Below are 25,170 nucleotides of genomic sequence, written 5' to 3'. Positions count from 1 at the left end.
AGGAGTTGGCGAATGAAACGTTCGCTTGCGCTAGGGTTATGTGTATCATTGATTGCCATGCCGGTCATGGCAACGGAGAAAGACACGTTAAAAGCTCGACAAGACCGACTTTCCGATCAATTGGAGGAGTCGAAAAAAGCGCAGGCGGAAACAGATGCCGAGCTGAAAAGTACGGAAGCAGAACGGGAGGCGGTCGCGACTCAACTTCGAGTCGTCGATGAACGCTTGAATGATTTGAGTGAACAAATCGCCGTCCAACAGCAAGAAGTCGATTCGGCACGCGACAGCCTGGAATCCACTCGCCAACAACTCACAATCCAAGCGACATACTTGGATGGACAGAAGGCGCTTCTCAATGAACGCCTTCGTGTCTTACAAGTACAAGAGGACCGGTCCTACTTGCAAGTCATCTTTGAATCCCGTTCATTCGGTGATTTTGTGACAAGGTTTATGACAGCCAGGACGATTGCAGAACAGGACCGGGAACTCTTACATAACTATATGGGTGAAGTCGAGCGACTCGAATCACTCGAAACGACACAGCAGACACAACTTTCGTTTTTAAAGCAAAAAGAACGGGAGTTAGTTGTCACCAAACAAGACCTTGACCGTATGGCTGAGAAAAAGCGGGGGCTCCTTTCCCAGTTGGATGAACAAGTTGAATCGCTCGAGCTCGAAAGAATGACACGAGAAGAAGAGCAGTCGGTCATGGCGGAACAGAACCGAATCATCGAAGAACAGCTCGCAGCCATCGCGACGGCAGAACGGGAACGGGCGGAAGCTGAAGCGCGAGCGAAGCGGGAAGCCGAGGAACGTGCGCGAGCAGAAGCGAAAGCGGAAGCGGCTCAAGAGAAGGAAAAGGAAACGTCGACCGATCCATCGACTTTGCCGGAGTCGCCGACGAATGTATCGACGATCACCTCTTTGGTGCGACCGGTTTCCGGGTATGTCTCCTGTTCGTTCGGTCCGCGGAATAATCCGTTGACGGGAGTGGCGGAGGTTCACACCGGCATCGACCTGGTCAACGCCCTTGGCACGCCGATTGTGGCGGCTGCTCCGGGAGTAGTCATCAAAGCGGCACCTGCGACAGGGTATGGAAATGTCGTGTTTGTCTCTCACGTGATCAATGGAGAAATTTGGACGACAGTGTATGGTCATATGAACTCGATATCGGTTGTTCCAGGCCAGCAGGTTGCAGCTGGACAACCGGTCGGTACTCTCGGAAGTACGGGCTGGTCAACTGGCCCCCACCTTCATTTCGAGTTGCACCGTGGGAAATGGGCACCTGGACAACCGAATGCCATCAATCCGGGTCCATATATTGGCTACTGACTGAAACGGACGCTTCCCAAATATGTGGAACGCGTCCGTTTTCTTCTCTTTTTTTGCTATACTAATGAAAAGACTGACAAAGAGAAATGAGGGAACTACCCGTGAAAAATTCAACCGCAGGACTACTCGCTGGCGCAACGTTCGTGGCTGGGGCTGGTGCAGGCCTTGCGACGATGGCGTTTACCGATTCACCACTCCCGATCCGCACGTCGGATGACGAGTGGGATAAAATTGAACAAGTGCGAGATTTGATTGAAGAGCATTCACTTCAAGATATCTCAGAAGAGGACTTGTTGACAGGAGCCCTTGATGGGATGACTGCAGCCCTCGACGACCCGTATTCAGATTTCCTCGATGCGGAGGAAAGTTCTCAATTCAATGAATCGATTGAATCGAGCTTTGAAGGAATTGGAGCGACTTTGGAGAAGAAAGGGGAAGACATTTTGATTGTCGCCCCGATCAAAGGGGCTCCGGCTGAGGCGGCTGGATTGCGACCGGGGGACGTCATTACCGCGGTGGACGGTGAATCCATCGAAGGAAAGGACGTACAAGACGCAGTTCAACTCATCCGTGGGGAAAAAGGGACGGTCGTCACACTGACGATTCGCCGAGGCGGTCAGGAAGCAGACTATGAAATTACGCGAGATACGATTCCAATCGAGACAGTCTTCTCTGAACTGAAAGAGAAGGACGGGAAAAAGATTGGCTATCTTCAAGTGACGCAATTCTCAGACCCGACGGCAGAAGAGTTTTTAAATCAGTTAGAACAACTCGAGGATGAAGGGATGGAAAGCCTCATCATCGATGTGCGCGGAAATCCTGGCGGGTTGTTAAATCGTGTAATCGAGATGGTCGAAGGGTTTGTACCGACTTCGAAGCCTGTCGTGCAAATCGAATATGCGGACGGGAAGCGCGAGGCCCAAAACGGAAGCGCGCGTGAAGCGAAACCATATGAGATATTCGTCTTAACAGATGAGGGATCGGCGTCGGCGTCTGAAATTTTGACGGGTGCGATGAAAGAAGGTGCCGGTGCAACAATCATCGGGACAAAAACGTTCGGTAAAGGTGTCGTCCAGACGGCCTTTGACTTAGAAGACGGCAGCAACCTCAAACTGACGACGAGCAAATGGTTGACTCCAGACGGCAACTGGATCAACAAGAAAGGGATTGAGCCGGATATCGAGGTAGAACAGCCGGATTACTTCCGGGTGAATCGAATCTTGGCTGAAGACGACTCATTGAAAGTCGGGGACTATGGGGACGGCGTCTCGAACCTGCATACGATTTTAGAGGGACTCGGATATGAGCCGGGAGGTCAGCCGGGTTACTATGGAGACACGATGGCGAGAGCCGTTAAGGCGTTCCAAAACGATAACAAGTTGTCTCCAACCGGGAATGTGGATCAAGAAACAGCATCTGCGCTCGAATCACGTTTGTTAGAAGCGATCCAGGACGAGGCGAACGATGCCCAGTTGGAACGAGCAATTGAAGAAGCAGCAAAATAAACTTTCATGAAGGAAAGGGTTGGACCGTGTGGACGTTGTACGAATGAGTGTTACAGCTTTATTGACTTTGTTAGGCAGTCCGCTACTATGGGCGACATTCGTCGCCCTCACTTACATATCAATGACACGGATTAAACGCGAGCGGGCGATGTTCCGCTCACGCCGGAGACCGCCAAAATCAGAATGGCAACATTTTATCTGGCCGAGTTTACTGCTCGCCGTTGTTGCCTCTGTGGCGATGATTCTGCTTGAAACAACGATTACGTTGGAATGGGCGATTTCTTTTACCGTTTTGTATACACTCGTCGTATTGACGATGCACCCGCGTTTTTTCAATCCGATTTTCCCGCTCTTCATCTTGTTTGCTGTTGTAATGTTACGGGATGTGATTCCATATGGGGAATGGAGTGACTGGGTGTCGCAGATGGCACGGGTCGATTGGACGGTTTATGCCCTCGTGTTCGGGGTGGTCACGCTTGCGGAAGCTATCTTACTCCGGTGGGACGGACCGAAGGAGACCTCACCGACTTTGATTTTATCGAAGCGTGGTCAATTTATCGGGGGGCATGTCGTCAAACGGGTATGGTTCTTCCCACTCGTCATCTTTTTGCCACCCTCATTCGGATTTGATTTTCCGATGTTCCCGATCGTTTTGCCGATTCCAATCGGAGTCAGCCTGCTGTCGACGGGGGCACTACCGGGGACACTTCTCGGTCGTCTAAGTAACTTCCGTGGAGTACTCGCTTTGATTGCACTTGCATTATACGGAGCATCGTTTGCCCTTCAAATTCCTTATGTCGATTATGTTTTGTTTGCCCTATTCATTTTGTATGAGCTCGCCCTTCAATGGATCAAACGTGAAAACCGGGGGACGACACCTGTCTTTATTAATGGAAACCGCGGTGCTGTCATCATCGATACGCTCCCGAATTCACCGGGGGAGGCGATGCAACTCATTCCAGGCGAATCAATCTACAAAGTGAACGGTACCGTCATTACGGGCGGGCACAGCTTCTACGAAGCGCTGCAACAACATAAGCCGTACATTAAGTTAGAAGTGCTGAACCTGAATGGTGACATTCGCTTCGTGCAGCGGGCGATGTACGAGACCGATCCGCATGAACTTGGCATTCTTTTTGTCAGCGAGCCGACGAGTCCACGTGTTCGGTTGCGTAAATTGTAAATTGAGGATATACCTCGGCAACACGGCAAAGCCCCTTGAACGGATGATTCCGTTCAAGGGGCTTTTTTCGTTAGATATGACAATACACTCAATCTAAATCAAGCTTAGATGGTTTGAACGCCATCGTTGCTTCAACGGCATGTTGCCAGCCTTTGTAGAGTGCTTCACGGTGTTTCTCGTCCATTTCCGGTTCGAATTTATGGTCGAGTTTCCACTGTTCTTTGATCTCAGCCTGGTCTTCCCAGAATCCGACAGCGAGACCGGCGAGATAAGCTGCTCCGAGGGCAGTCGTTTCGCTCACTTCCGGACGTTCGACCGGAACGTCTAGAATGTCTGACTGGAATTGCATGAGGAAGTTGTTGTTGACGGCCCCGCCATCGACACGGAGTGTCTTCAGGTTGATTCCTGAATCGTTCTCCATCGAAGTGAGTACATCACGTGTCTGGTAGGCGAGTGATTCGAGCGTGGCCCGAACGAAATGTTCTTTCTCCGTTCCGCGAGTGAGACCGAAAATGGCGCCTCGTACGTCAGAGTTCCAATACGGAGCCCCGAGTCCGACGAATGCCGGTACCACGTAGACGCCGTCTGTCGTTTCTACACGGTTGGCGTATTGTTCCGTATCTTTCGCATTTTTCAGCATCCGTAATCCATCGCGGAGCCATTGGATGGCAGAACCGGCGACGAAGATAGATCCTTCGAGGGCGTATTCGACTTTGCCGTTATACCCCCAAGCGATCGTCGTCAAGAGACCATGGTCAGATTTGACGGCTTCTTCGCCTGTATTCATGAGCATGAAGCAACCTGTACCGTACGTATTTTTTCCTTCTCCTTTTTCGAAGCAAGTTTGACCGAAGAGGGCAGCCTGTTGGTCACCGGCAGCTCCGGCGATTGGCACTTCGAATCCGAAGAAGTGATAAGGAATCGTGTTGGCGTAGACTTCACTCGACGGTTTGACTTCAGGGAGCATCGATTTCGGTACCGTCAAAATGTCGAGCAATTCGTCATCCCATTTTTGTTCATAGATGTTGTACATGAGTGTACGTGAAGCGTTCGAGTAATCCGTGACGTGGGCATTTCCGCCTGAAAGTTTCCAGATGAGCCAGGTGTCGATTGTCCCGAATAGGAGTTCACCGTTCTCGGCTTTTTCACGCGCACCATCCACATTATCCAGGATCCATTTAACTTTTGTTCCTGAGAAGTAGGCGTCAATCAAGAGACCCGTCTTGTCGCGGAACAAATCAGCATGTCCGGCCTCTTTCAGTTCCTCACAAATTCCAGCAGTTTGGCGAGATTGCCAGACGACGGCGTTGTAAACCGGGCGACCGGTTTCTTTTTCCCACACGACAGCCGTTTCACGCTGGTTTGTGATTCCGATGGCGGCAATTTCATTCGGGTCAATATCCGCCGAACCGAACGCCTCGGCCATGACAGCAAGGACTGAACCCCAAATCTCATTGGCATTATGTTCGACCCAACCTGGTTTTGGGAAGTATTGCTTAAACTCACGTTGTGCGACGGTGACAATTTTTCCGTCATGGTCAAAAATGATTGCCCGTGAGCTTGTAGTCCCTTGGTCAAGCGCTAAAATGTAACGTTTTTCTTTCGCCATATGTGATTTCCTCCTTAGAATATGTGGTTACGGAACGAGAATTCCATAGATGAGAGCAGCAATGACTGCGCCGATGATTGGACCGACGACAGGGATCCATGAGTACCCCCAGTCCGATGAACCTTTTCCTTTGATCGGAAGCACCGCGTGGGCGATACGAGGACCGAGGTCACGCGCAGGGTTGATGGCGTATCCGGTCGTACCACCGAGTGAGAGACCAATCGAGACGATCAAGAAACCGACGATGAGCGGGTTCAATCCGTCTGCGAACGTATTGGCACCAAATGATAAGAGAGCGAAGAGAAGCACGAACGTTCCGATAATCTCCCCGATTAAGTTGAAGGCCGTATTCCGGATACCAGGTGCTGTCGAGAAGGTCGCTAGTTTCAAACCTGGATCATCCGTCTCATCATAGTGCGGTTTGTAATGGATATAGACGAGACAGGCTCCGATGAAGGCACCGATGAACTGTGCAAGAATGTACATCGGTACATCTGCCCAGTCAAACGCACCTGCTGTCGCGAGTCCGATTGTTACGGCAGGGTTGATGTGCGCCCCTCCGTAAATACCGGCAGCGTACACCCCGACCATAACAGCGAGACCCCAACCCATTGTGATGACGATCCAGCCAGAGTTCTCTGCCTTAGAATGGCGGAGGACGACGCCTGCGACGACACCGTTACCAAGCAAGATCAAAAGCATTGTACCGATAATTTCACTGACAAATGCTGACATATGATACTCCCCTTTCTCCTTATACAATTTGGACTTGCCACTTCATTATATGCCCCAAATGTAAGCGTTTTAAAACCAAGACATTTAAAAATGTTACTTTTTTCCTATAAGCTGTCACATTTACAACTGTAAACCTCTTTTTATATAGGGGGAAAATTCGCTTCATATCAACGTTTTTTCAGTCACTGAATTGATGGGGGATGGAAAGGACTTGATTTTTTGAACAATAGGGAAAGGTTATTAAAAAAAGATTGCTTTCACCTTTTCGTTGTAAAAAATCTTTGCTGGGATAACGGTTCGCGCAGGAAGGGAGGCGAATGCGATCTCGCAGTGACCGTATGTTTTCTTTCTCCAGGTAACGGAAAAAGAATGAACAATGAGACGAGAGTGTTTGCGATTCAATTAATGAAGAAAACAGCGAATCGAGAGGATTCGGAAGCGAATATTTGTTCGTGTATATGTTATAATCAAACTATTATGAAACAGAAGGTGAGGAGTATCCATGGAATCGATCCCGTTTGCATTACAATCTGAATTCAAACCAGGTGGGGACCAACCTGAGGCGATTCGGCAGCTCGTAGAAGGTGTCGAGCGAGGGGAACGGTATCAGACCCTCCTCGGGGCGACGGGTACCGGGAAAACATTCACCGTGTCAAATGTCATTCAGGAAGTGAAAAAGCCGACGCTCGTCCTGGCCCACAACAAGACGCTCGCCGGTCAGCTCTACTCGGAGTTCAAAGAGTTTTTCCCGAACAACGCGGTCGAATATTTCGTCAGTTACTACGATTACTATCAGCCGGAGGCATATGTGCCGTCGACGGATACGTTCATCGAAAAAGATGCGTCAATCAACGATGAGATTGATAAACTTCGACATTCGGCGACCTCGGCTTTGTTCGAACGAGATGACGTCATCATCGTCGCTTCGGTGTCGTGTATCTACGGTCTCGGTAATCCGGAAGAATACCGGAGTCTTGTCCTCAGTCTGCGGGTCGGTAAAGAGATGGGGCGTGACGAGATGCTTCGTAAGCTGATCGACATCCAATATGAACGGAATGATATCGATTTCCAGCGCGGACGTTTCCGCGTCCGGGGCGACGTCGTGGAAATCTTCCCGGCATCGCGTGACGAACATTGCATGCGCATCGAGTTCTTTGGAGATGAGATTGACCGGATTCGCGAGATGGACCCGCTCACCGGTGAGATCATCGCCGACCGGGACCATGTCGCCATCTTCCCGGCATCCCACTTCGTCACACGTGATGAGAAGCTGCAAAAAGCGATTGTCAATATCGAAGCGGAACTTGAACAACAATTGGAGAAGTTCCGGGAGGAAGGAAAACTTCTCGAGGCGCAGCGTCTCGAACAACGGACCCATTATGACCTCGAGATGATGCGCGAGATGGGGTATTGCTCCGGAATCGAGAACTACTCCCGTCACCTGAACTTGATGGAGGAAGGGGCGACGCCGTATACGCTTCTCGATTACTTCCCGGAAGACTTTCTACTTGTCGCCGATGAGTCGCACGTGACGCTGCCGCAAGTACGGGGCATGTACAATGGGGACCAGGCCCGTAAGCAAGTGCTCGTCGATCACGGATTCCGTTTACCTTCGGCGAAGGACAACCGACCGTTGAAGTTCGAAGAATTCGAAGAAAAAGTATCACAGGCAATCTTTATCTCGGCGACACCGGGACCGTTTGAGCTTGAACATACACCGAAGATGATCGAACAAATTATCCGTCCGACCGGTCTTTTGGACCCGACGGTTGAGATTCATCCAATCAAAGGTCAAATCGATTACTTGATGGACCAGATTCGGGACCGGATCAAACGTGATGAGCGTGTACTTGTCACGACACTCACGAAGAAAATGGCCGAGGATTTGTCCGACTATTTGCGTGAGGCCGGTATCAAGGTCAATTACATGCATTCCGAGATCAAGACGCTCGAACGGATTGAAATCATTCGTGACCTCCGACTTGGGAAATATGATGTGCTCGTCGGGATCAACCTGCTTCGGGAAGGGCTCGACATTCCGGAAGTCAGTCTCGTGACGATTCTTGACGCCGATAAAGAAGGCTTCCTACGTTCCGACCGTTCGCTCATCCAGACGATTGGCCGGGCGGCCCGTAACGCGAACGGGCACGTCATCCTGTTCGCCGATAAGATGACTGACTCGATGAAGCGGGCAATCGACGAGACCGACCGTCGTCGAACGATACAGCAGGAATATAATGAAGAGCACGGCATCACGCCACAGACGATTCGCAAAGACGTCCGTGGTGTCATCCGGGCAACCGTCGAGGCGGAAGAAGAGGCGCTCGAATCGCTCAGTACGATGAAACCAGCCGAGCGGGAAGCGGCGATTGCCAAACTGGAAGAAGAAATGAAGCAAGCGGCGCGCGACCTCCAGTTCGAGCGTGCAGCCGAATTGCGTGACTTAATCTTGGAGTTGAAGGTAGGGAATTAAATGGCTGAAAAGAAAAATGCGATTGTCATCAAAGGGGCACGCGTCAACAACTTGAAAAACATTGATATCGACATCCCCCGTGACCAGCTCGTCGTCTTGACGGGCTTGTCCGGCTCGGGGAAATCGTCGCTCGCGTTCGACACGATCTATGCGGAAGGACAACGCCGGTATGTCGAGAGTTTATCTGCGTATGCCCGTCAGTTCCTCGGACAAATGGACAAACCGGACGTCGATACGATTGAAGGACTAAGTCCGGCCATTTCAATTGACCAAAAGACGACGAGCCGGAACCCGCGCTCGACCGTCGGAACGGTGACCGAGATCTACGATTACCTACGCCTTTTGTTCGCACGGATTGGGAAACCGGTCTGTCCGAATCACGGGATTGAGATTTCGAGTCAAACCATTTCTCAGATGGTCGACCAGGTGATGGAGCTTCCGGAACGCTCGCGTCTTCAAATTCTGGCCCCGATCGTGTCGGGAAGAAAAGGGACGCACGTCAAAGTATTTGATTCGTTGAAGAAAGAAGGGTTCGTCCGTGTCCGTGTCAACGGAGAGACGATTGAATTGACGGATGAAATCGAACTCGATAAAAACAAGAAGCATTCCATCGAAGTCGTCGTCGACCGCCTCGTCGTCCGGCCCGATGTAGAAGGGCGTCTGGCGGATTCACTCGAGACGGCACTTCGACTTGCGGACGGTCGCGCGATCATCGATAAGATGGATGGTACGGAACTTCTCTTTAGTGAACATCACGCCTGTCCGATTTGCGGCTTCTCGATTGGTGAACTCGAACCTCGGATGTTCTCGTTCAACTCGCCATTCGGGGCCTGTCCAACATGTGACGGACTCGGTACGAAACTGGACGTCGACCCGGATCTCGTCATCCCGGACCCGTCGAAGACATTGAAAGAAGGCGCGATTGCGGCTTGGCAGCCGACGAGTTCCCAATACTATCCGCAACTTTTGGCTGCGATGTGTGACCATTTCAACATCGACATGGACGTCCCGTTCGAGCGGTTGTCCAAACGTGATCAAGAACTCGTCTTGAAGGGGTCCGACAGTGAGTCGTTCGTCTTCCGTTATGAGAATGACTTTGGACAAGTCCGGACGAATACAATTTTCTTCGAAGGCGTCCTGCACAATATCGAACGACGGTATCGTGAGACGACATCGGACTATATCCGGGAACAGATGGAGATGTACATGGCGACACATGCCTGTCCGACGTGTCACGGCTATCGCTTGAAAGAAGAGTCGCTCGCCGTCAAAATCACCGGTCAGCACGTCGGACAAGTGACGGAGAAGTCGGTCGTGAACGCACTCGCGTTCTTCGAGGGGCTCAATGAACAGCTCAGTGAGAAAGATATCGCCATCGCCCGACTGATCCTTCAAGAGATTCGGGAACGACTCAGCTTCCTAAATAACGTTGGTCTCGACTATTTGACGCTATCTCGTGCCGCGGGAACACTCTCGGGTGGGGAAGCGCAACGGATTCGACTCGCTACGCAAATCGGTTCACGACTCACGGGTGTCTTGTACGTCCTCGATGAACCGTCGATTGGTCTTCATCAACGGGATAACGACCGTTTGATTGCGACGCTCAAACAGATGCGCGACATCGGTAACACGCTCATCGTCGTCGAGCATGACGAAGACACGATGATGGAAGCGGACTATTTGATCGACATCGGACCGGGTGCCGGGGAACACGGCGGTCAAGTCATCGCTGCCGGTACGCCGAAACAGTTGATGCGAAACAAGCAATCATTGACCGGGCAATATTTGGCCGGGAAGAAGTTCATTCCGCTCCCGGCCGAACGAAAGATGCCGGACGAACGGTTCTTGAAAATCATCCAAGCCGAAGAGAATAACTTGAAAGATGTCGACGTGTCGATTCCGCTCGGGATGTTCGTCGCCGTGACGGGTGTATCCGGTTCGGGGAAATCGACGCTCATCAACGAGATTCTCTATAAATCGCTCGCGCACAACATGAACCGTGCCAAAGCGAAACCAGGGAAACATAAGAAGATTGAAGGTCTCGAGCATATCGATAAAGTCATCGATATCGATCAATCCCCGATCGGCCGGACGCCACGTTCGAACCCGGCGACGTACACAGGGGTCTTCGATGATATTCGCGACGTCTTCGCCTCGACGAACGAAGCGAAGATGCGTGGCTATAAAAAAGGCCGCTTCAGTTTCAACGTGAAAGGCGGACGCTGTGAGGCGTGCCGCGGGGATGGGATCATTAAAATCGAGATGCATTTCCTTCCCGACGTATACGTTCCGTGTGAGGTCTGTCACGGAAAACGGTACAATCGCGAGACGCTCGAAGTAAAGTATAAAGGGAAGACGATTGCTGACGTCCTCGATATGACGATTGAGGAGGGGCTCGAATTCTTCGACAAGATTCCGAAAATCAAGCGGAAAATCCAGACGATCTATGATGTCGGTCTTGGCTATATGAAACTTGGTCAGCCGGCGACAGAACTTTCAGGTGGGGAAGCCCAACGTGTCAAACTCGCCTCGGAGCTTCATAAACGGTCGACCGGGAAGACGATTTATATTCTCGATGAACCGACGACCGGATTACATGTGGATGATATCGCCCGCCTCCTCAAAGTATTGCAACGTCTTGTCGAGAACGGGGATACGGTGCTTGTCATCGAACATAACCTCGACGTCATCAAGTCGGCAGACTACTTGATCGACCTTGGACCGGAAGGTGGAGACGGGGGCGGTATGATTGTCGCGACCGGCACACCGGAAGAAGTTGCTGAAGTCGCAGCCTCTTATACCGGTAAGTATTTGAAGCCGGTGCTCGAACGTGACGCGGCTCGTGTGAAACCAAAGGCAGGAAAAAAGAAATAAGTATAGAAATGGTGAGAAAAGGGAAGGATATTGACGTGTAACTAAATCGAAGGGGGAAATGAACGTGAAACAAGAAATGCGTGAATTGATTCTCCAGCAAGTGAAAGAAGGCAAGATGACAGTCGAAGAGGCGATGACGCAACTCGAGCGGTTGGAGCGGCTTGATACGCAAAGCTCCAGCATGACGGACGAGCGGCAACCGACGGAAAAAGTCGATGCGTATTCGGTCGAGTCGTTGACGACGAAATTGACGTCAGCCGTCGAAGGCCTCGTCACGAAGCTTCGGGACAGTGATTTCTCTTTCAGCTCGAACTTCGGGCCGGAAGTGACGTATTCAAAATCATTCCCATTCAGCGGCACTGACATCACGCTCGATTTGTTCAATGCATCCGCGACAATCGTGTCATCAGATGTCGAGGAGTGCGAATTGATCGTCACAGGTCGTCCGCTCCGTCAACAGGATGCCGAAAAAGCACTCGAACAGTTACAGTCCGCTGTTAAACATTCGGTCATTGGCGACCGTCTCGTCGTCTCGCTTCGGGACAAGCTGGTCCGGGCCCATGTCGAATTGTACGTCCCGCATCACCATTTCAATCATCTGCACGTACAGACGTTGAACGGAGAAGTCCGCGCAGATGGGCTCGACGTCGAAAACGTCCGGGTTCAAACGGCGAATGGACGGGTCGTTTTGCATGAGGTTCATGCATCAGAGCTTCTCTTGAACACGGGGAACGGTACTGTGGAAGTGGAAGGTGTGGAAGCAGAACTCGTCCACGTCCGCACAGGGAACGGAGCCGTCATCGTCGGAGGAAAATACGACAAGGCGTCTCTCAAATCAGGAAACGGCAATGTGCGGGCTGAACTCTCGGTCGCACGTCCGGCGAAGTTTGAACTGGCCTCGCTTGCGGGGAACATCCGTCTCGTATTGCCACACGGCGTCGAAGTCGAAGGAGAGCTCGAGACGAACTTCGGAGGATTGCATTGTTTGCTTGATGACCTGGAAATCATTCGGGACCGGAAGGATGTCGCACAGCGTCGACTCGAATTCTTATCGGGACGCGGTCAAACCCCACGCATCGAAGTGGAAGCGGGCACGCGTACCGGGACGATCGACTTGGAGCACGGCTCGCTCCACACGCCGTCGACGTTCCTTGAGGAAGATCAGCACGAACCGACGGACCCGGTCGATCCCGTCGACCCGGGTGATTTGAACAATCCGTTCCATCAACAATAAACGAGCAAATCCGAAGGTCATCACGACCTTCGGATTTTTTGTGTCAATAATTCATCTGTTCCCACTCCATGATTTGTGTATCGAACATCATGAAGGCACTAGCAGCGAAGACGATGAACAGGACCGGTCCGGCAATGAGCAAGACGATGCCGAGCGTACGCATCGATTTCGAACGATTCCAATAGAAGATAATGGCGACGATCATCGATACGAGGGCACCGGATAAGAACAATCCGACGATGTTTAAAATGAAGAGCAATAAGACCGTATCGTTCTTCGTCGTGCTATAGTCGCGCCACATATCAATCAATGATTTGATCAAATAGGCGAGCGTGGCAATCCCTACTACGAAAGCGAGTAAAATGAAAATAATCAATACTGCATCCATAACAATTCACCTCCTTTTACGTTCTATCCTATTTACGGACTATTTCTACTTATAGTTTCAACAAGTTTGGCCATTTTCCTTGTCACTTCCTTCACACTTCTTCGAAAGAGCTATGATACAATAATGAGCGTGAAAGGGGCAGATCATTATGCAAAATATCGTACGAACGGCTCAAGTCGTTGAGCGCTTCAAGCTTCAAGTCATTGCCGGAGGAGAAGGACTACATCGTCCCGTTGCCACTCCGGACCTTAGTCGCCCGGGCCTTGTCCTTGCCGGCTACTATACTCATTACGCAAAAAATCGTCTTCAAGTACTCGGTAAAACGGAATTGACCTTCTTCGCCAGCTTGTCAGAAGAAAAGCGTCGGGAACGTGCAAAAATCCTCTGCACAGAACTCACGCCGGGTATTTTGATCACGCGTGGATTTGATGTCCCGAAAGAAATCGAAGAAGAGGCCGAGTCGGCGAATGTCCCGCTCATGCGGACAAACGCCGTGACGACGTCGATCGAATCACAAATCACGAACTTCCTCGAGATGGAACTTGCGCCGATGACGGCGATGCACGGTGTGCTCGTCGATATTTATGGTGTCGGGGTTCTCATCAAAGGACAGAGCGGTGTCGGGAAGTCGGAAACGGCACTTGAACTCGTCAAGCGCGGGCATCGCCTCGTTGCGGACGACTCGGTCGAGATTCGTCAGACAGGCGATCAGCTCCTCGTCGGGTCAGCCCCGAAACTCATCCGTCACTTGCTTGAGATCCGGGGAATCGGCATCATCGACGTCATGACGTTGTTTGGAGCGGGTGCTGTCCGCTCACACAAAAAAATCAGTCTCATCGTCAATTTGGAAAACTGGGACGCAGGCAAGGTGTATGACCGCGTCGGTCTCGATCACAATACGATGAAAATCATCGACAGTGAAGTGCCGTTACTCACGATTCCGGTCCGCCCAGGTCGAAACTTGGCGGTCATCATCGAGGTCGCGGCGATGAACTATCGTCTGCAAAACATGGGAATCAATACGGCTGAAGAGTTCGCGGAACGCTTGGCGAACGCGATCCACGATACTGAAGGAGACTTAGGATAATGGTAGAACCGACATTTGATCGTGTAGCGTTTGAAATCGGGTCACTCCCGATTTACTGGTACGGAATGATCATCGCATTCGGTGCGATGCTTGGACTATTTCTTGCTTTATTCGAGGCGAAACGGATCAACTATGATTCAGAGCGACTCGTCGACATCGTCATCTGGTCGATTCCGATCAGTATTGTCTTCGCCCGCATCTACTACGTCATTTTCCAATGGGACTACTATAAAGAGAACCTTGGGCAAATCATCGACATCCGGCAAGGCGGGATTGCCATTCATGGCGCCATCTTTGGTGCGCTGCTTGTCGTCATCGTCTATTGTATGCGAAAATCGATGTCATTCTGGAAAGTGACGGATATTTTGGCGCCGTCACTCCTGCTCGGCCAAGCAGTGGGTCGTTGGGGGAACTTCATGAACCAGGAAGCACATGGCGGGGAAACGACACGCAGCTTCTTAGAAAATACACTCATGCTACCGGACTGGATCGTCAATCAGATGTATATCGACGGAGCATACTACATCCCGACCTTTTTATATGAAAGTGTTTGGAACATCATCGGAGTCATTCTCCTCGTCGTCTGGCGTATGGTCGGCAATCCGCCGCGAGGTTATATTTTCTTGTCGTACCTCGTCTGGTATTCGATTGGACGCTTCTACATCGAAGGCTTGCGGACAGACAGCTTGATGACTGGTGACCTTCGGACGGCGCAGCTCGTCTCGATCGGGATGATTGTCTTTGGAGTTGTCGTCATGGTCGTTCGTCGTAAGGCGAAGCGCTACGACGACCCGTCGGAGAAAGGATTGTTTGATTAATGGATACATTATTGTTTGATTTGGATGGAACATTGCTTGATACGAATCCGTTGATCATTGCGAGCTTCCGTCATACATTTTCCTATTATTTCCCGGAAAAGACGTTCCACGAGGAAGACATTTACCGTTTCATCGGACCGACGCTCGAGAAGTCGTTTCGAGAACTGAATGAACCGGAATGGAAGGAAATGCAGGCGTTCTACCGAAGCTTCAACATTGCGATGCATGATGAACTCGTCGCCGAGTATCCGGGCGTCATCGAAGGCTTGAACCGTCTTCACGCAAAAGGATACAAGATGGGCATTGTCACGTCGAAAGGGCGACCGGTTGTCGAGCGTGGTCTCAAATTGTTTGGAATCGACCATTTGTTCAACGTCGTCGTCACGGCGGATGATGTCGAAAACGAGAAACCGCATGCCGAGCCGGTTGAACGGGCGCTTCAGGCGCTCGGGTCGAGACCGGAACGGGCGGTCATGGTCGGCGACAACGATACTGATATCTTCAGCGGGAAAAACGCGGGAACAAAGACGGTCGCTGTCGGTTGGGCACTGAAAGGACGGGCGTTCCTTGAATCGCTCGAACCGGACGTCATCATCGATTCGATGGAACATTTCGAGGCATGGCTCGTCGAGGTGTCGGGTAATGCGTAAGACGGAACGCTTCCGCATCGACGGACCGAATCCGTTATGGCAGATGTATCGGACGATTCGATTCCTTCGCGTGTTCAAAAATACGACGGTCGTCTTGATCGGACGCTACTTCCCTTCGGTGAAAGCGAAACGGTGGCTCTACCGGACGTTTCTTGGAATGGAGATCGGCGAGTACAGCGCACTTGCCCTCATGGTGACGCCGGACGTCATGTTCCCGGAGCGGATCAAGATTGGCCGCAATACGGTCATCGGATTTAACTCGACGATCCTTTGCCACGAATATCTCGTCGATGAATATCGGATCGGAGACGTGATCATTGGAGACAACGTGTTGATCGGCGCGAACGTGACCGTGCTGCCAGGTGTGACGATTGGTGACGGGGCCGTCATCGGAGCTGGGGCCGTCGTGCATCGGGACGTCCTCCCGGGCGAACGGGTCTTCGGTTCGAAACTGCAATCGTCGACACATATTTGACACAATTTAGCGCAAAATCTTTTTACGAACATCTTATATACATCTGTTTGGAATTACTTGAGCGGTATCACTTTTTTTAAGGGTGATACCGCTTTTTTGCCCAATTTTATCTACTCTTTTGCAAATCATATTTTTGTCAAAAAACAATTTTTCCACCTATCAAAAAATTTTCATTATACGGGGAATATAGTCGATATTTTTTTTAAGTTTTTCAGTTGCTCTCGCTGTTGGAGTGCGGTATTCTTATCCCTGCAACTAAAAAAAGATTTTCAGAGATGATGTGGAGGATTTAGAATATGGAAGCGAACTATGAAGCAGTAATGACGCTACCCGAACCAGAATCTCCGCTCGCAGCGGAGCTCCACTACTATAGAGGTCGTCGTGCGTTACGTGAAGGTCGCCTGGATGAAGCGACTTTTTTCATGGCCGAAGCAACGGCTGCGGCCACGCATCGCGTCGACTACCATAAACAGTATGCAGAACTGTTATTCGAAGTAGGGGAGGTCTACCACGCCAATGACGTGTGGAAACGAGTGTTAGAACTCGATGAAACAGCAACAGAGGCCCTGTATCACCTTGCCAGCAACTGCGCCTATATCTCTCAATATGAAGAAGCCGCGGCATATGCGTCGGAATATCTTGCGCGTGAGACGAGAGGTCAATATACGGAAGCCGTTCAATCACTCCTCGAGCTGATCGAACTTGAACAGGAGTTTGAAGATGACGAGGAAGACGAATTGATTTCGTGGCACAGCGAAGCACAACGTCAAATCGATAAAGGTCGCCTGTTCGCGGCTAAAGGAACGCTCGAGCGGTTGATTGAGCACTATCCGGAGTTTTGGCCAGGCTATAATAATCTGGCCATCGTCAACTTCTATCTTGGAAACGACGAGGCCGCCTTTCAGACGCTTGAGTACGTATTGGATGAAAACCCGGGCAACCTGCATGCCTTGTTAAATACGATTTTACTCTTACACGAAGCAGGGCAGTCCGAAGCAGCTCTCCAACTGTCATCACCGCTCACACGTGTCCGCCCACTCCAATTTGACCTGCGCTATAAATTGGCGACGACGCTTGCGCTCGTCGGACAGTACGACCGTGCCTATGAAGAATTGCGTTTATTAAAAGAACGTGGCTTCCATGGTGATTCATTGTTCGGGCATTGGCTCAGCGTGTCTGCCTACAAGACTGGACGTCTTGAAGAAGCAGCCAGCTATTTGAACAGTGAGGAAATGAAGCAAATCGAAGACAAACAAGCATTCGACATCCGAGAGAACCTGGAGTTCCGCTCGGCGCTCGTTCAAGGCCTTCGCCAAGAAGATGATGTGGCCCGGGTCGAAATCATCCGAATCATTTCAAATCTCGCCGACGACGAGGCGTTCGAAGCACTCGCATTGACGAACAAGGTGACGGAAAACGAAACGGTACGCGCCTTTGCAGAAAAATGCCGTGCCGTGTTGTGTGATCAACCCTTTACTGGGGATGTGAAGATTCACCGTGCGTATGAAGCGCTCCTGCTCGCCGAAGAACAAGTGTCGGAAGCAGAACGGATGAGTCTTGAAGGAGACTTTTATGAGCGGTTCGCCAAACTGCTCCTGTCACAAGAAGGATTTGAGGATGTATCTGCCTCGGCCGCAGCGCTTGTCTGGATGTTTTATGCGAAGCGTGACGCCTTGATTCTTGAGGACTGTGCGCAGGCATTCATGGTACCGGTCGAGACACTGACTGAGACCATTCGTGCTTTCAAACGGACACTCGAACAGGCATAAAGATAGACGATACCCTCCCAGGTTTCTTATACTAAAGGCAATCAATTTCATTGCAGAGGTGGAATCAACATGACAGAAGAAAAAATTTATGACGTCATTATCATCGGTGCCGGCCCAGCCGGAATGACCGCTGCACTATATGCTTCACGTGCGAACTTGTCGACACTTATGATCGAACGCGGAATCCCTGGTGGTCAGATGGCCAACACGGAAGACATCGAAAACTATCCGGGGTATGACAGCATCCTCGGACCGGACTTGTCACAGAAAATGTTCGACCATTCGAAAGCGTTCGGCGCAGAGTACGCATATGGGGACGTGCAACGCATCGTAGACGGAGAAGAATATAAAATCGTTCATGCGCACAACCGTGATTATAAAGCACGGGCGATCATCCTTGCCTCTGGTGCTCAGTATAAGAAAATCGGCGTACCGGGTGAAGAAGAGCTCGGCGGTCGTGGCGTATCGTACTGTGCGGTATGTGATGGGGCGTTCTTCAAAGGAAAAGACCTTTTCGTCATCGGTGGCGGTGACTCGGCGGTCGAAGAAGGCGTCTTCTTGACTCGCTTCGCGAACAAGGTGACAATCGTTCACCGTCGCGACGAATTGCGTGCTCAAAAAATTCTTCAAAAACGTGCTTTTGACAACCCGAAAATCGATTTCCTTTGGAATCGTACGGTGAAAGAAATCATCGAGAAAGACGGCAAGGTCGGCAGTGTCCGACTCGTCAGCACGGTAGACGGTTCGGAAACGGACCACGACATCGATGGTGTCTTCATCTACATTGGGATGAACCCGATCACTGGATTCGTCCAGGACCTGGGCATCACGAACGAACAAGGATATATCGTCACGAACGAAGAGATGGAAACGAAGATCCCTGGGATCTTCGCAGCCGGAGACGTTCGGGAGAAGACGCTTCGTCAAGTCGTCACGGCGACAAACGACGGATCGATTGCGGCTCAGAACGCGCAACACTATATCGAGGGACTCCTCGAGTCGTTGCAAGAACAAAACGCGTAATGTAAGAAGCTAGGACTGCGGGGAACCGCGGTCCTTCTCTTTTTTTCAGACGTTCGTTATACTAGATGAAGAAGAGAGCTACACACACGGCTCGGTTGTCAATTTTAAGGGGGCGTCAGCGATATGGAAGATTTTAAAGGATTAGAAGAATTGATCATCATCAGCGGGATGAGCGGAGCTGGGAAATCGGTTGCGATGAACAGCTTTGAGGACCTCGGCTATTTCTGCGTGGATAATTTACCACCGGTCCTGTTACCGCAATTGATTGGTGTCATCAGTTCGGTCCGACCGAAAATCGCGGTCGCCATCGATACACGGACGCGGGACTTCATCGATAGTCTGTTCATCGTCATCGACGATTTGGAGCAACAAAACGTCCATCCGCATTTGTTATATCTCGACACGCGCGACGATGTGCTCGTCCGTCGCTATAAAGAGACGCGTCGTTCCCATCCGCTCGCACCGGAAGACGCACCGCTCGTCGGCATCAAGATGGAGCGGGAATTGCTCGAAGGGTTCCGGGACCGGGCACATACGCTCTATGATACGAGCGAGCTCAAACCGCAAATGCTGAAAGACCGGATTTTGCAACAGTTCAACGAGGAGCGGATTCCGTTCACCGTGAACTTCATGTCGTTCGGCTTCAAGCATGGCGTGCCACTCGACATCGACCTGCTGTTTGATGTCCGTTTCATCACGAACCCGTTCTATATTCCAGAACTTCGACCGCTCACCGGTCAAACGACGGAAGTCCAGGATTACGTCATGTCTCATCCGGAAGCGCGGGCGTTCTATAAAAAATTAATCGACATGCTCGAGTTCCTTCTTCCGCAGTATAAGCGCGAAGGGAAAACACAGATTGTCGTGGCGTTCGGCTGTACGGGTGGGAAACACCGTTCGATCACATTCGCCGAGAAAGTGTCGGAACACTTCGCCGAACGGTACAACGTCAAGACTGTCCATCGTGATCTCGTTCATGCGACGAAGGAGAAATGAGAATGAGACGGGAGCGAAAAGTAGTCGCAATCGGCGGTGGGACAGGATTGTCAACACTCGTCCGCGGATTGAAACACTATCCGCTTGATATTACGGCAATCGTCACGGTAGGAGACGACGGAGGAAGCTCCGGACGTCTTCGTGATGAGTTCCACATGCTGCCCCCGGGCGATATCCGTAACGTCATTCTGGCGTTGTCTGAAGTGGAGCCACTCATGGATAAAATCTTGCAGTACCGCTTCGATACAGGATACGGCCTTGAAGGGCACTCGCTCGGTAACTTGATGTTGACGGCTGCGACCCATATATGTGAAGGGTCGTTCGTCAAAGCGATTGACGTCATGTCCCAGCTGTTGAACGCACAAGGGAAAGTGTTGCCGGTGACGGAGACACTGATGACACTCGCTGCCGAATTTGAGGACGGGACGATCATCCAAGGCGAGTCGAAAATCCCGCTCGGCCAAAAGCCGATTAAGCGCTTGTTCTTACTCGAGGATGGGATCAAGGCGGCACCCGGTGTTGTCGATGCGATCGAACGGGCGGACGTCATCGTACTCGGTCCGGGAAGTCTCTATACGAGCATCATCCCGAACTTGTTGATTAAAGACGTGCGGGAGGCAATCGTACGCTCAGGTGCCCCTGTCGTATATATTTGTAACGTCATGACGCAGCCGGGAGAGACGAAAGGGTACGATGCGATGAAGCACTTGAAAGTGATCGAGTCGTATCTCGGAAAGTCATCGATCGACACGATCGTCGTCAACAATGAGCCGATCGAAGACGATTATTTGAACCGGTACCGTGAGGACGGCTCAGAAGAGGTCCGATTTGACCGGAAAAAACTTCGTAATTACGGCACAAACGTACTCGCGGGGGATATCGTCGATTATAACCGTGACTATATCCGTCATGACTCGGATGCCATCGCAGGACTTGTGATGCAGCGCGTGCTACGAATTAAAAAACCACGCTCGTTCCAGGAGCTTGAACTAAAATAGATTGATAGAAAGGAGGGGAGTCACATGAGTTTTGCTTCAGAAGTAAAAAAAGAATTAACGCAGCTTGAAGTGAACGATGCGGAAGCGAAGGCGGAATTGTCTGCGCTCGTCCGTATGAACGGTGTCATCTCCTTGGCGCTCGGTAGAGGGATGACGCTCGACGTCTCGACGGAGAACGCATCGATCGCCCGGCGCATGTATTCCCTCATGAAACGGTTGTATGACCACCCGCTCGATTTGTTCGTTCGAAAGAAAATGCGTCTGAAAAAGAACAACGTCTATATCGTCCGGGTCTCACAGCATGCGGAGACGATGCTGCGTGACTTAGAGATCCTCGGGGAGAACTATGAGATGATTCGAACGCTGAATTCGGACATGACGCGGGATGAAGCGTTGGCGCGCGCCTATTTACGTGGAGCGTTCCTTGCCGGCGGGTCGATCAACAATCCGAAGACCTCGTCGTATCATTTGGAAGTGTATTCGTTATACGAGAACCATAACCATGCTCTTCGCGATTTGGCCAACCGGTTTGACCTGAACGCGAAGACGCTCGAACGGAAAAAAGGGCATATTCTTTATATGAAAGAGAGTGAGAAGATCTCTGACTTTCTCAAACTGATCGGTGCGACACGAGGCATGCTCGAATTCGAGGACGCCCGCATCCTGAAGGATATGAGAAACTCTGTCAACCGGCTCGTCAACTGTGAGACGGCGAACTTGAACAAGACGGTCGGGGCGGCACTCCGCCAGGTCGAGAACATCAAGTTCCTTGAGCGTACGGTTGGACTGGAGATTTTACCGAAAAAACTCCGGGAGATTGCTGAGCTTCGCGTGACACATCAGGACGTATCGCTACAGGAACTGGGTGAGATGCTCGAAACGGGACCGATTTCGAAGTCCGGGATCAATCACCGTCTTCGTAAAATCGACCAGATTGCAGAGCGTGTCCGTAACGGGGAAGAGATCGGTTCTTCGTGACGCGGTTGCGCCAAAACCATTCTTCCTATATAATAAGCAACTGTGTATAGATTATTGAAAAGTGAACTAAAGGAGCTTCATCATTATGTCGAATGAAAAGAAACGAGTATCGCTCACGATTGACGCGAAGCTAGACCAAGTCATGACAGAGCGTGCAAAAGAAATCGGGATTCCGAAAAGCGCCCTCGTGACGTTTGCGACGAGCCTCTTCTTGAACCAGCTTCGTGCTGAAGAGTTGTTAAACGGGGACAAGAATGCAATTTACGAAGTAATCCGTAAAGACTACGAATTGCTCACGAGCGTAAAAAATCTTGATAACTAAGAGAGGTTGGCTTCGGCCAGCCTTTTTTAGTTGCATCTGGTCTTAAAATTTGGAATAGTGGTGGTAATGAATTTGAACGGAGGTCGATGAAGGTATGGGAATCTTGCTTATCTTATTATTACAATTGATTTATGTCCCGGTGCTCACGCTCCGGACGATCATGCTCGTGAAAGGGAAAACGGTCATTGCAGGGTTGTTTGGGACACTTGAGACGCTCATCTACATCTTTGCACTCGGAATCGTCTTCCAGGACTTGACGACACTCGGGATGATCGTCTACGCGGTCGGGTTCGGACTCGGGATTTTACTCGGCGGATTCGTTGAGCGTAAGCTTGCGATCGGTTATAACATGATTCAAGTTCATACGAAGGAATTCCCGGCGGAACTGCTTCAAGAGATGCGTGACAACGGCTACGGGGTCACCCACTACGAAGGACAAGGTCGGGACGGCGTTCGCTATCGTCTGGACGTATTGGCGGCACGGACCCGGATGAAGGAACTGCGGGAGCTCGTTGAAAAATATGAACCGAAGGCGTTCCTCGTCGCATTCGACCCGATTGATTTCAAAGGCGGGTATATGATGAAAGGACTTCGTCGACCAAAATGATCGCAAGGACTCACGAAAGTGGGTCCTTTTTATTTTTCATTAGAATCGGGAATAAGGTGGGAGAGGGGGAGAGACGATGACAAAAAATATGAAGTTTTGGATTGTACTTATTATTTTATTGGTGATTGTCGGAGGATTATATATCGCCTTCTCCGAAGCTGGAGAGTCTGTCAGTCCGCCGCTCCCGACCGTTAAAGTCGGATCGGTCTCTGCTGAGGTGAAGCAGTCGACATTTTGTTGGGCAGTTGACGGGCATGGGGTATGCGAAGATCACGGGTTGCCGGAAGCGGATGATTTGCAGCTCGTCCCGGTGAAACCCGGAGAACCCATTGAAATCACGTTTCATGAAGAGCCGAAAAGCTTCTCCTTCCACCGGATTGAGAACGGAGAGCTCGTTCCTGCCGAGCAGGTCGTCCCGAATGAAGCGGGCGTATATTTGTTTGAAACCGGCGGAAAATGGGAGAAAGGTGACAGCCGATACGTGTTTGGCGTCGAAGTAAAAGAATGAAAAAATAGGTTGACCTGCCTCTAAGGGATGACTGTACAGTGAAAGGAGGAGGTGGGGGAACTGTGATTCCAATCGGGAAAGTATCGCACGTGACAGGTCTTTCAATCAAAGCCATCAAGTTTTATGAGGAACGGGGATTGATCTCCCCTTTGCGGCAAGAAAATCAGTATCGCATGTATGGGATGAAGGAGATCCGGCGATTGAGTGAAATCAAACAGTTGCGCCAAATCGGGCTCAGCATGGAACAGATCCAGTCAGGACAATCCATCGAGACGCTCCTTGAAAGTCGACTGGAAGAGATTCAACATGAGATGACAAGACTGCAGCAGATCGAGGCACACATCCGTCTGATGCAGACAGGGGGAAAAGAGATGAACATTCGATATGAGACATTAACCGAGCCTATTCCGGTGCATGGCTACTGGAGTCGACTCGACGATATTCCGCGTGTATGGTCCCGTCTGCAACCGGAGCTGACGACGGAAGTATCGTACGGTGTTTGTTTGGCGCAAGAAGAGGGGTACGTCGCCGGCATGACACAACCGGTGTCAGGGGAAGATGCTCGCCTGGTTGAACTGACGGAAGGAAACTATATCGTCGCGACGGTTGAAGGCGGGATTCCGATGATTGCGCCTACGTATGAGCAACTGTTGGCGATTCCGGACATCACGTTACGTGACGCGGTCGATTTTGAACGGTATGTCTATGGACAGGAGGGTGCTGAACTGTTGATTGAGGTATGGATGCCGATTGAATAAAAAAGACGTTTCCCGATTAAGGGAAACGTCTTTTCGTGTGTTTAGCGAGTCATGACTTTGTCGATGAGACCGTAGTCTTGAGCCTGGTCTGCTGACATGAAGTAGTCGCGCTCTGTGTCGCGCTCGATGACTTCGAGTGGCTGACCTGTGTTGTCCGCCATGATTTGGTTCAATTTCTCACGCATGCGGATGATCCGCTCTGCATGAATCTTGATGTCCGATGCTTGTCCTTGTGTGCCGCCGAGCGGTTGGTGAATCATGATCTCTGCGTTCGGGAGAGCGAAACGCTTCCCTTTTTCACCAGCTTGGAGCAAGAAGGCACCCATCGATGCGGCCATTCCGATACAAATCGTCGACACGTTCGGTTTGATGAAGTTCATCGTGTCATAAATCGCCATTCCGGCTGTGATCGAGCCACCTGGGCTGTTAATGTAGAGCGAGATATCCTTATCTGGATCCTCGGCTGCAAGGAAGAGAAGCTGAGCAACGATTGAGTTGGCGACGTTGTCGTCAATCGCACTTCCGAGAAGGATGATGCGGTCTTTGAGCAAGCGTGAGTAGATATCGTATGCGCGCTCCCCACGGCCTGTCTGTTCGATAACTGTTGGAATTAACATTGAATCTGCCTCCTTTTATGTAGGTTGTAAGTTCATCATACCTGTATAGTCAATGTTGGTCAAACGATAGTCATCGTTTTTCATCTATTCCACAAATTCGATTGTCTAAAACGACAAAAGAGGCCAGGCAAACGCCTGACCTCTTAAATGATACACCCGGAGAGATTCGAACTCCCGACACCTGGTACCGGAAACCAGTGCTCTATCCCCTGAGCTACGGGTGCATGTCAC

Annotated in this window: 23 protein-coding genes and 1 tRNA gene; 19 read left to right on the top strand and 5 right to left on the bottom strand. The window is 50.8% G+C overall.

The window, feature by feature from the left end; translation table 11 throughout:
* The first annotated feature begins 12 nt into the window (after positions 1-12).
* The 3 genes from KNP03_RS03385 to KNP03_RS03375 all read left to right on the top strand — a co-directional run bounded on the left by KNP03_RS03385 (position 13) and on the right by KNP03_RS03375 (position 4,020).
* Positions 13-1,332: a murein hydrolase activator EnvC family protein gene (locus KNP03_RS03385; protein WP_214825291.1), complete on the top strand. Its 1,320-nt coding sequence runs from the start codon at positions 13-15 to the stop codon at positions 1,330-1,332.
* A 101-nt stretch (positions 1,333-1,433) separates the two neighbouring features.
* Positions 1,434-2,837, top strand: coding sequence for a S41 family peptidase (locus KNP03_RS03380; RefSeq protein WP_214825289.1), 1,404 nt, complete (start codon positions 1,434-1,436; stop codon positions 2,835-2,837).
* A gap of 43 nt (positions 2,838-2,880) precedes the next feature.
* Positions 2,881-4,020: a PDZ domain-containing protein gene (locus KNP03_RS03375; RefSeq protein WP_214825287.1), complete on the top strand. Its 1,140-nt coding sequence runs from the start codon at positions 2,881-2,883 to the stop codon at positions 4,018-4,020.
* 88 nt (positions 4,021-4,108) lie between these two features.
* Here KNP03_RS03375 and glpK read toward each other — a convergent pair whose 3' ends face one another.
* Together glpK and KNP03_RS03365 are read right to left on the bottom strand one after the other, a co-directional pair.
* Positions 4,109-5,629: a glycerol kinase GlpK gene (glpK, locus tag KNP03_RS03370; RefSeq protein ID WP_214825279.1), complete on the bottom strand. Its 1,521-nt coding sequence runs from the start codon at positions 5,627-5,629 to the stop codon at positions 4,109-4,111.
* Between the two features lie 27 nt (positions 5,630-5,656).
* The gene (locus KNP03_RS03365) at positions 5,657-6,364 is read right to left on the bottom strand and encodes an MIP/aquaporin family protein (RefSeq protein ID WP_214825276.1); all 708 of its coding nucleotides are present in this window, start codon (positions 6,362-6,364) and stop codon (positions 5,657-5,659) included.
* A 502-nt stretch (positions 6,365-6,866) separates the two neighbouring features.
* On the opposite strand from KNP03_RS03365, the gene uvrB reads away from it, so the two are divergent.
* The 3 genes from uvrB to KNP03_RS03350 all read left to right on the top strand — a co-directional run bounded on the left by uvrB (position 6,867) and on the right by KNP03_RS03350 (position 12,945).
* Positions 6,867-8,837, top strand: a complete 1,971-nt coding sequence (uvrB, locus tag KNP03_RS03360; RefSeq protein WP_214825273.1) for an excinuclease ABC subunit UvrB — start codon at positions 6,867-6,869, stop codon at positions 8,835-8,837.
* Positions 8,838-11,711, top strand: coding sequence for an excinuclease ABC subunit UvrA (gene uvrA / locus KNP03_RS03355; RefSeq protein WP_214825270.1), 2,874 nt, complete (start codon positions 8,838-8,840; stop codon positions 11,709-11,711). It abuts the gene before it with no gap.
* 64 nt (positions 11,712-11,775) lie between these two features.
* Positions 11,776-12,945, top strand: a complete 1,170-nt coding sequence (locus KNP03_RS03350; RefSeq protein WP_214825261.1) for a DUF4097 family beta strand repeat-containing protein — start codon at positions 11,776-11,778, stop codon at positions 12,943-12,945.
* A 43-nt stretch (positions 12,946-12,988) separates the two neighbouring features.
* On the opposite strand, the gene KNP03_RS03345 is transcribed toward KNP03_RS03350, so the two are convergent.
* On the bottom strand, positions 12,989-13,333 hold the full coding sequence (locus tag KNP03_RS03345) for a hypothetical protein (RefSeq protein WP_214825258.1): 345 nt from the start codon (positions 13,331-13,333) through the stop codon (positions 12,989-12,991).
* Between the two features lie 148 nt (positions 13,334-13,481).
* On the opposite strand from KNP03_RS03345, the gene hprK reads away from it, so the two are divergent.
* The 13 genes from hprK (at position 13,482) to KNP03_RS03280 (ending at position 24,322) form a co-directional block, all read left to right on the top strand.
* The gene (gene hprK / locus KNP03_RS03340; RefSeq protein ID WP_214825255.1) at positions 13,482-14,420 is read left to right on the top strand and encodes an HPr(Ser) kinase/phosphatase; all 939 of its coding nucleotides are present in this window, start codon (positions 13,482-13,484) and stop codon (positions 14,418-14,420) included.
* A complete protein-coding gene (gene lgt, locus KNP03_RS03335; RefSeq protein ID WP_214825253.1) occupies positions 14,420-15,238 on the top strand; it encodes a prolipoprotein diacylglyceryl transferase in 819 nt (272 codons plus the stop codon). Before hprK ends, lgt begins: the two co-directional genes overlap by 1 nt.
* Entirely contained in the window at positions 15,238-15,888 is a 651-nt protein-coding gene (gene ppaX / locus KNP03_RS03330) for a pyrophosphatase PpaX (RefSeq protein WP_214825251.1), read from the top strand. Before lgt ends, ppaX begins: the two co-directional genes overlap by 1 nt.
* Entirely contained in the window at positions 15,881-16,363 is a 483-nt protein-coding gene (locus KNP03_RS03325; RefSeq protein WP_214825249.1) for an acyltransferase, read from the top strand. Before ppaX ends, KNP03_RS03325 begins: the two co-directional genes overlap by 8 nt.
* A 296-nt stretch (positions 16,364-16,659) precedes the next feature.
* Positions 16,660-18,132, top strand: a complete 1,473-nt coding sequence (locus tag KNP03_RS03320; protein ID WP_214825246.1) for a tetratricopeptide repeat protein — start codon at positions 16,660-16,662, stop codon at positions 18,130-18,132.
* A gap of 69 nt (positions 18,133-18,201) precedes the next feature.
* Positions 18,202-19,155: a thioredoxin-disulfide reductase gene (gene trxB / locus KNP03_RS03315; protein WP_214825243.1), complete on the top strand. Its 954-nt coding sequence runs from the start codon at positions 18,202-18,204 to the stop codon at positions 19,153-19,155.
* 123 nt (positions 19,156-19,278) lie between these two features.
* Positions 19,279-20,151, top strand: a complete 873-nt coding sequence (rapZ, locus tag KNP03_RS03310) for an RNase adapter RapZ (protein WP_214825241.1) — start codon at positions 19,279-19,281, stop codon at positions 20,149-20,151.
* 2 nt (positions 20,152-20,153) lie between these two features.
* A complete protein-coding gene (locus KNP03_RS03305) occupies positions 20,154-21,149 on the top strand; it encodes a gluconeogenesis factor YvcK family protein (RefSeq protein WP_214825238.1) in 996 nt (331 codons plus the stop codon).
* A gap of 24 nt (positions 21,150-21,173) precedes the next feature.
* Positions 21,174-22,127: a DNA-binding protein WhiA gene (gene whiA / locus KNP03_RS03300; protein ID WP_214825236.1), complete on the top strand. Its 954-nt coding sequence runs from the start codon at positions 21,174-21,176 to the stop codon at positions 22,125-22,127.
* 85 nt (positions 22,128-22,212) lie between these two features.
* Positions 22,213-22,449 (top strand): CopG family transcriptional regulator, encoded by a 237-nt coding sequence (locus KNP03_RS03295; RefSeq protein WP_214825233.1) that lies wholly within the window; start codon positions 22,213-22,215, stop codon positions 22,447-22,449.
* Between the two features lie 94 nt (positions 22,450-22,543).
* Positions 22,544-23,056 (top strand): DUF2179 domain-containing protein, encoded by a 513-nt coding sequence (locus KNP03_RS03290; protein ID WP_214825230.1) that lies wholly within the window; start codon positions 22,544-22,546, stop codon positions 23,054-23,056.
* A gap of 76 nt (positions 23,057-23,132) precedes the next feature.
* Positions 23,133-23,564, top strand: a complete 432-nt coding sequence (locus KNP03_RS03285; RefSeq protein WP_214825227.1) for a hypothetical protein — start codon at positions 23,133-23,135, stop codon at positions 23,562-23,564.
* A 62-nt stretch (positions 23,565-23,626) separates the two neighbouring features.
* Positions 23,627-24,322: a MerR family transcriptional regulator gene (locus tag KNP03_RS03280; protein WP_214825224.1), complete on the top strand. Its 696-nt coding sequence runs from the start codon at positions 23,627-23,629 to the stop codon at positions 24,320-24,322.
* Between the two features lie 41 nt (positions 24,323-24,363).
* Here KNP03_RS03280 and clpP read toward each other — a convergent pair whose 3' ends face one another.
* Together clpP and KNP03_RS03270 are read right to left on the bottom strand one after the other, a co-directional pair.
* Entirely contained in the window at positions 24,364-24,939 is a 576-nt protein-coding gene (gene clpP / locus KNP03_RS03275; RefSeq protein ID WP_214825222.1) for an ATP-dependent Clp endopeptidase proteolytic subunit ClpP, read from the bottom strand.
* A gap of 151 nt (positions 24,940-25,090) precedes the next feature.
* Positions 25,091-25,163: transfer RNA gene (locus KNP03_RS03270), tRNA-Arg, on the bottom strand.
* Between the last annotated feature and the right edge of the window lie 7 nt (positions 25,164-25,170).

This window comes from Exiguobacterium algae, from assembly GCF_018617875.1.
GTDB classification, from domain to species: Bacteria; Bacillota; Bacilli; order Exiguobacteriales; family Exiguobacteriaceae; genus Exiguobacterium; species Exiguobacterium algae.
This window is presented reverse-complemented; position numbering and strand designations above follow the sequence as displayed.

Coding starts and splice junctions, on each gene's coding strand:
- KNP03_RS03385 (WP_214825291.1), top strand. CDS start 13: ATGAAACGTTCGCTTGCGCTAGGGTTATGTGTATCATTGATTGCCATG.
- KNP03_RS03375 (WP_214825287.1), top strand. CDS start 2,881: ATGAGTGTTACAGCTTTATTGACTTTGTTAGGCAGTCCGCTACTATGG.
- glpK (WP_214825279.1), bottom strand. CDS start 5,629: ATGGCGAAAGAAAAACGTTACATTTTAGCGCTTGACCAAGGGACTACA.
- KNP03_RS03365 (WP_214825276.1), bottom strand. CDS start 6,364: ATGTCAGCATTTGTCAGTGAAATTATCGGTACAATGCTTTTGATCTTG.
- uvrB (WP_214825273.1), top strand. CDS start 6,867: ATGGAATCGATCCCGTTTGCATTACAATCTGAATTCAAACCAGGTGGG.
- uvrA (WP_214825270.1), top strand. CDS start 8,838: ATGGCTGAAAAGAAAAATGCGATTGTCATCAAAGGGGCACGCGTCAAC.
- KNP03_RS03345 (WP_214825258.1), bottom strand. CDS start 13,333: ATGGATGCAGTATTGATTATTTTCATTTTACTCGCTTTCGTAGTAGGG.
- hprK (WP_214825255.1), top strand. CDS start 13,482: ATGCAAAATATCGTACGAACGGCTCAAGTCGTTGAGCGCTTCAAGCTT.
- lgt (WP_214825253.1), top strand. CDS start 14,420: ATGGTAGAACCGACATTTGATCGTGTAGCGTTTGAAATCGGGTCACTC.
- ppaX (WP_214825251.1), top strand. CDS start 15,238: ATGGATACATTATTGTTTGATTTGGATGGAACATTGCTTGATACGAAT.
- KNP03_RS03325 (WP_214825249.1), top strand. CDS start 15,881: ATGCGTAAGACGGAACGCTTCCGCATCGACGGACCGAATCCGTTATGG.
- KNP03_RS03320 (WP_214825246.1), top strand. CDS start 16,660: ATGGAAGCGAACTATGAAGCAGTAATGACGCTACCCGAACCAGAATCT.
- trxB (WP_214825243.1), top strand. CDS start 18,202: ATGACAGAAGAAAAAATTTATGACGTCATTATCATCGGTGCCGGCCCA.
- rapZ (WP_214825241.1), top strand. CDS start 19,279: ATGGAAGATTTTAAAGGATTAGAAGAATTGATCATCATCAGCGGGATG.
- KNP03_RS03305 (WP_214825238.1), top strand. CDS start 20,154: ATGAGACGGGAGCGAAAAGTAGTCGCAATCGGCGGTGGGACAGGATTG.
- whiA (WP_214825236.1), top strand. CDS start 21,174: ATGAGTTTTGCTTCAGAAGTAAAAAAAGAATTAACGCAGCTTGAAGTG.
- KNP03_RS03295 (WP_214825233.1), top strand. CDS start 22,213: ATGTCGAATGAAAAGAAACGAGTATCGCTCACGATTGACGCGAAGCTA.
- KNP03_RS03290 (WP_214825230.1), top strand. CDS start 22,544: ATGGGAATCTTGCTTATCTTATTATTACAATTGATTTATGTCCCGGTG.
- KNP03_RS03285 (WP_214825227.1), top strand. CDS start 23,133: ATGACAAAAAATATGAAGTTTTGGATTGTACTTATTATTTTATTGGTG.
- clpP (WP_214825222.1), bottom strand. CDS start 24,939: ATGTTAATTCCAACAGTTATCGAACAGACAGGCCGTGGGGAGCGCGCA.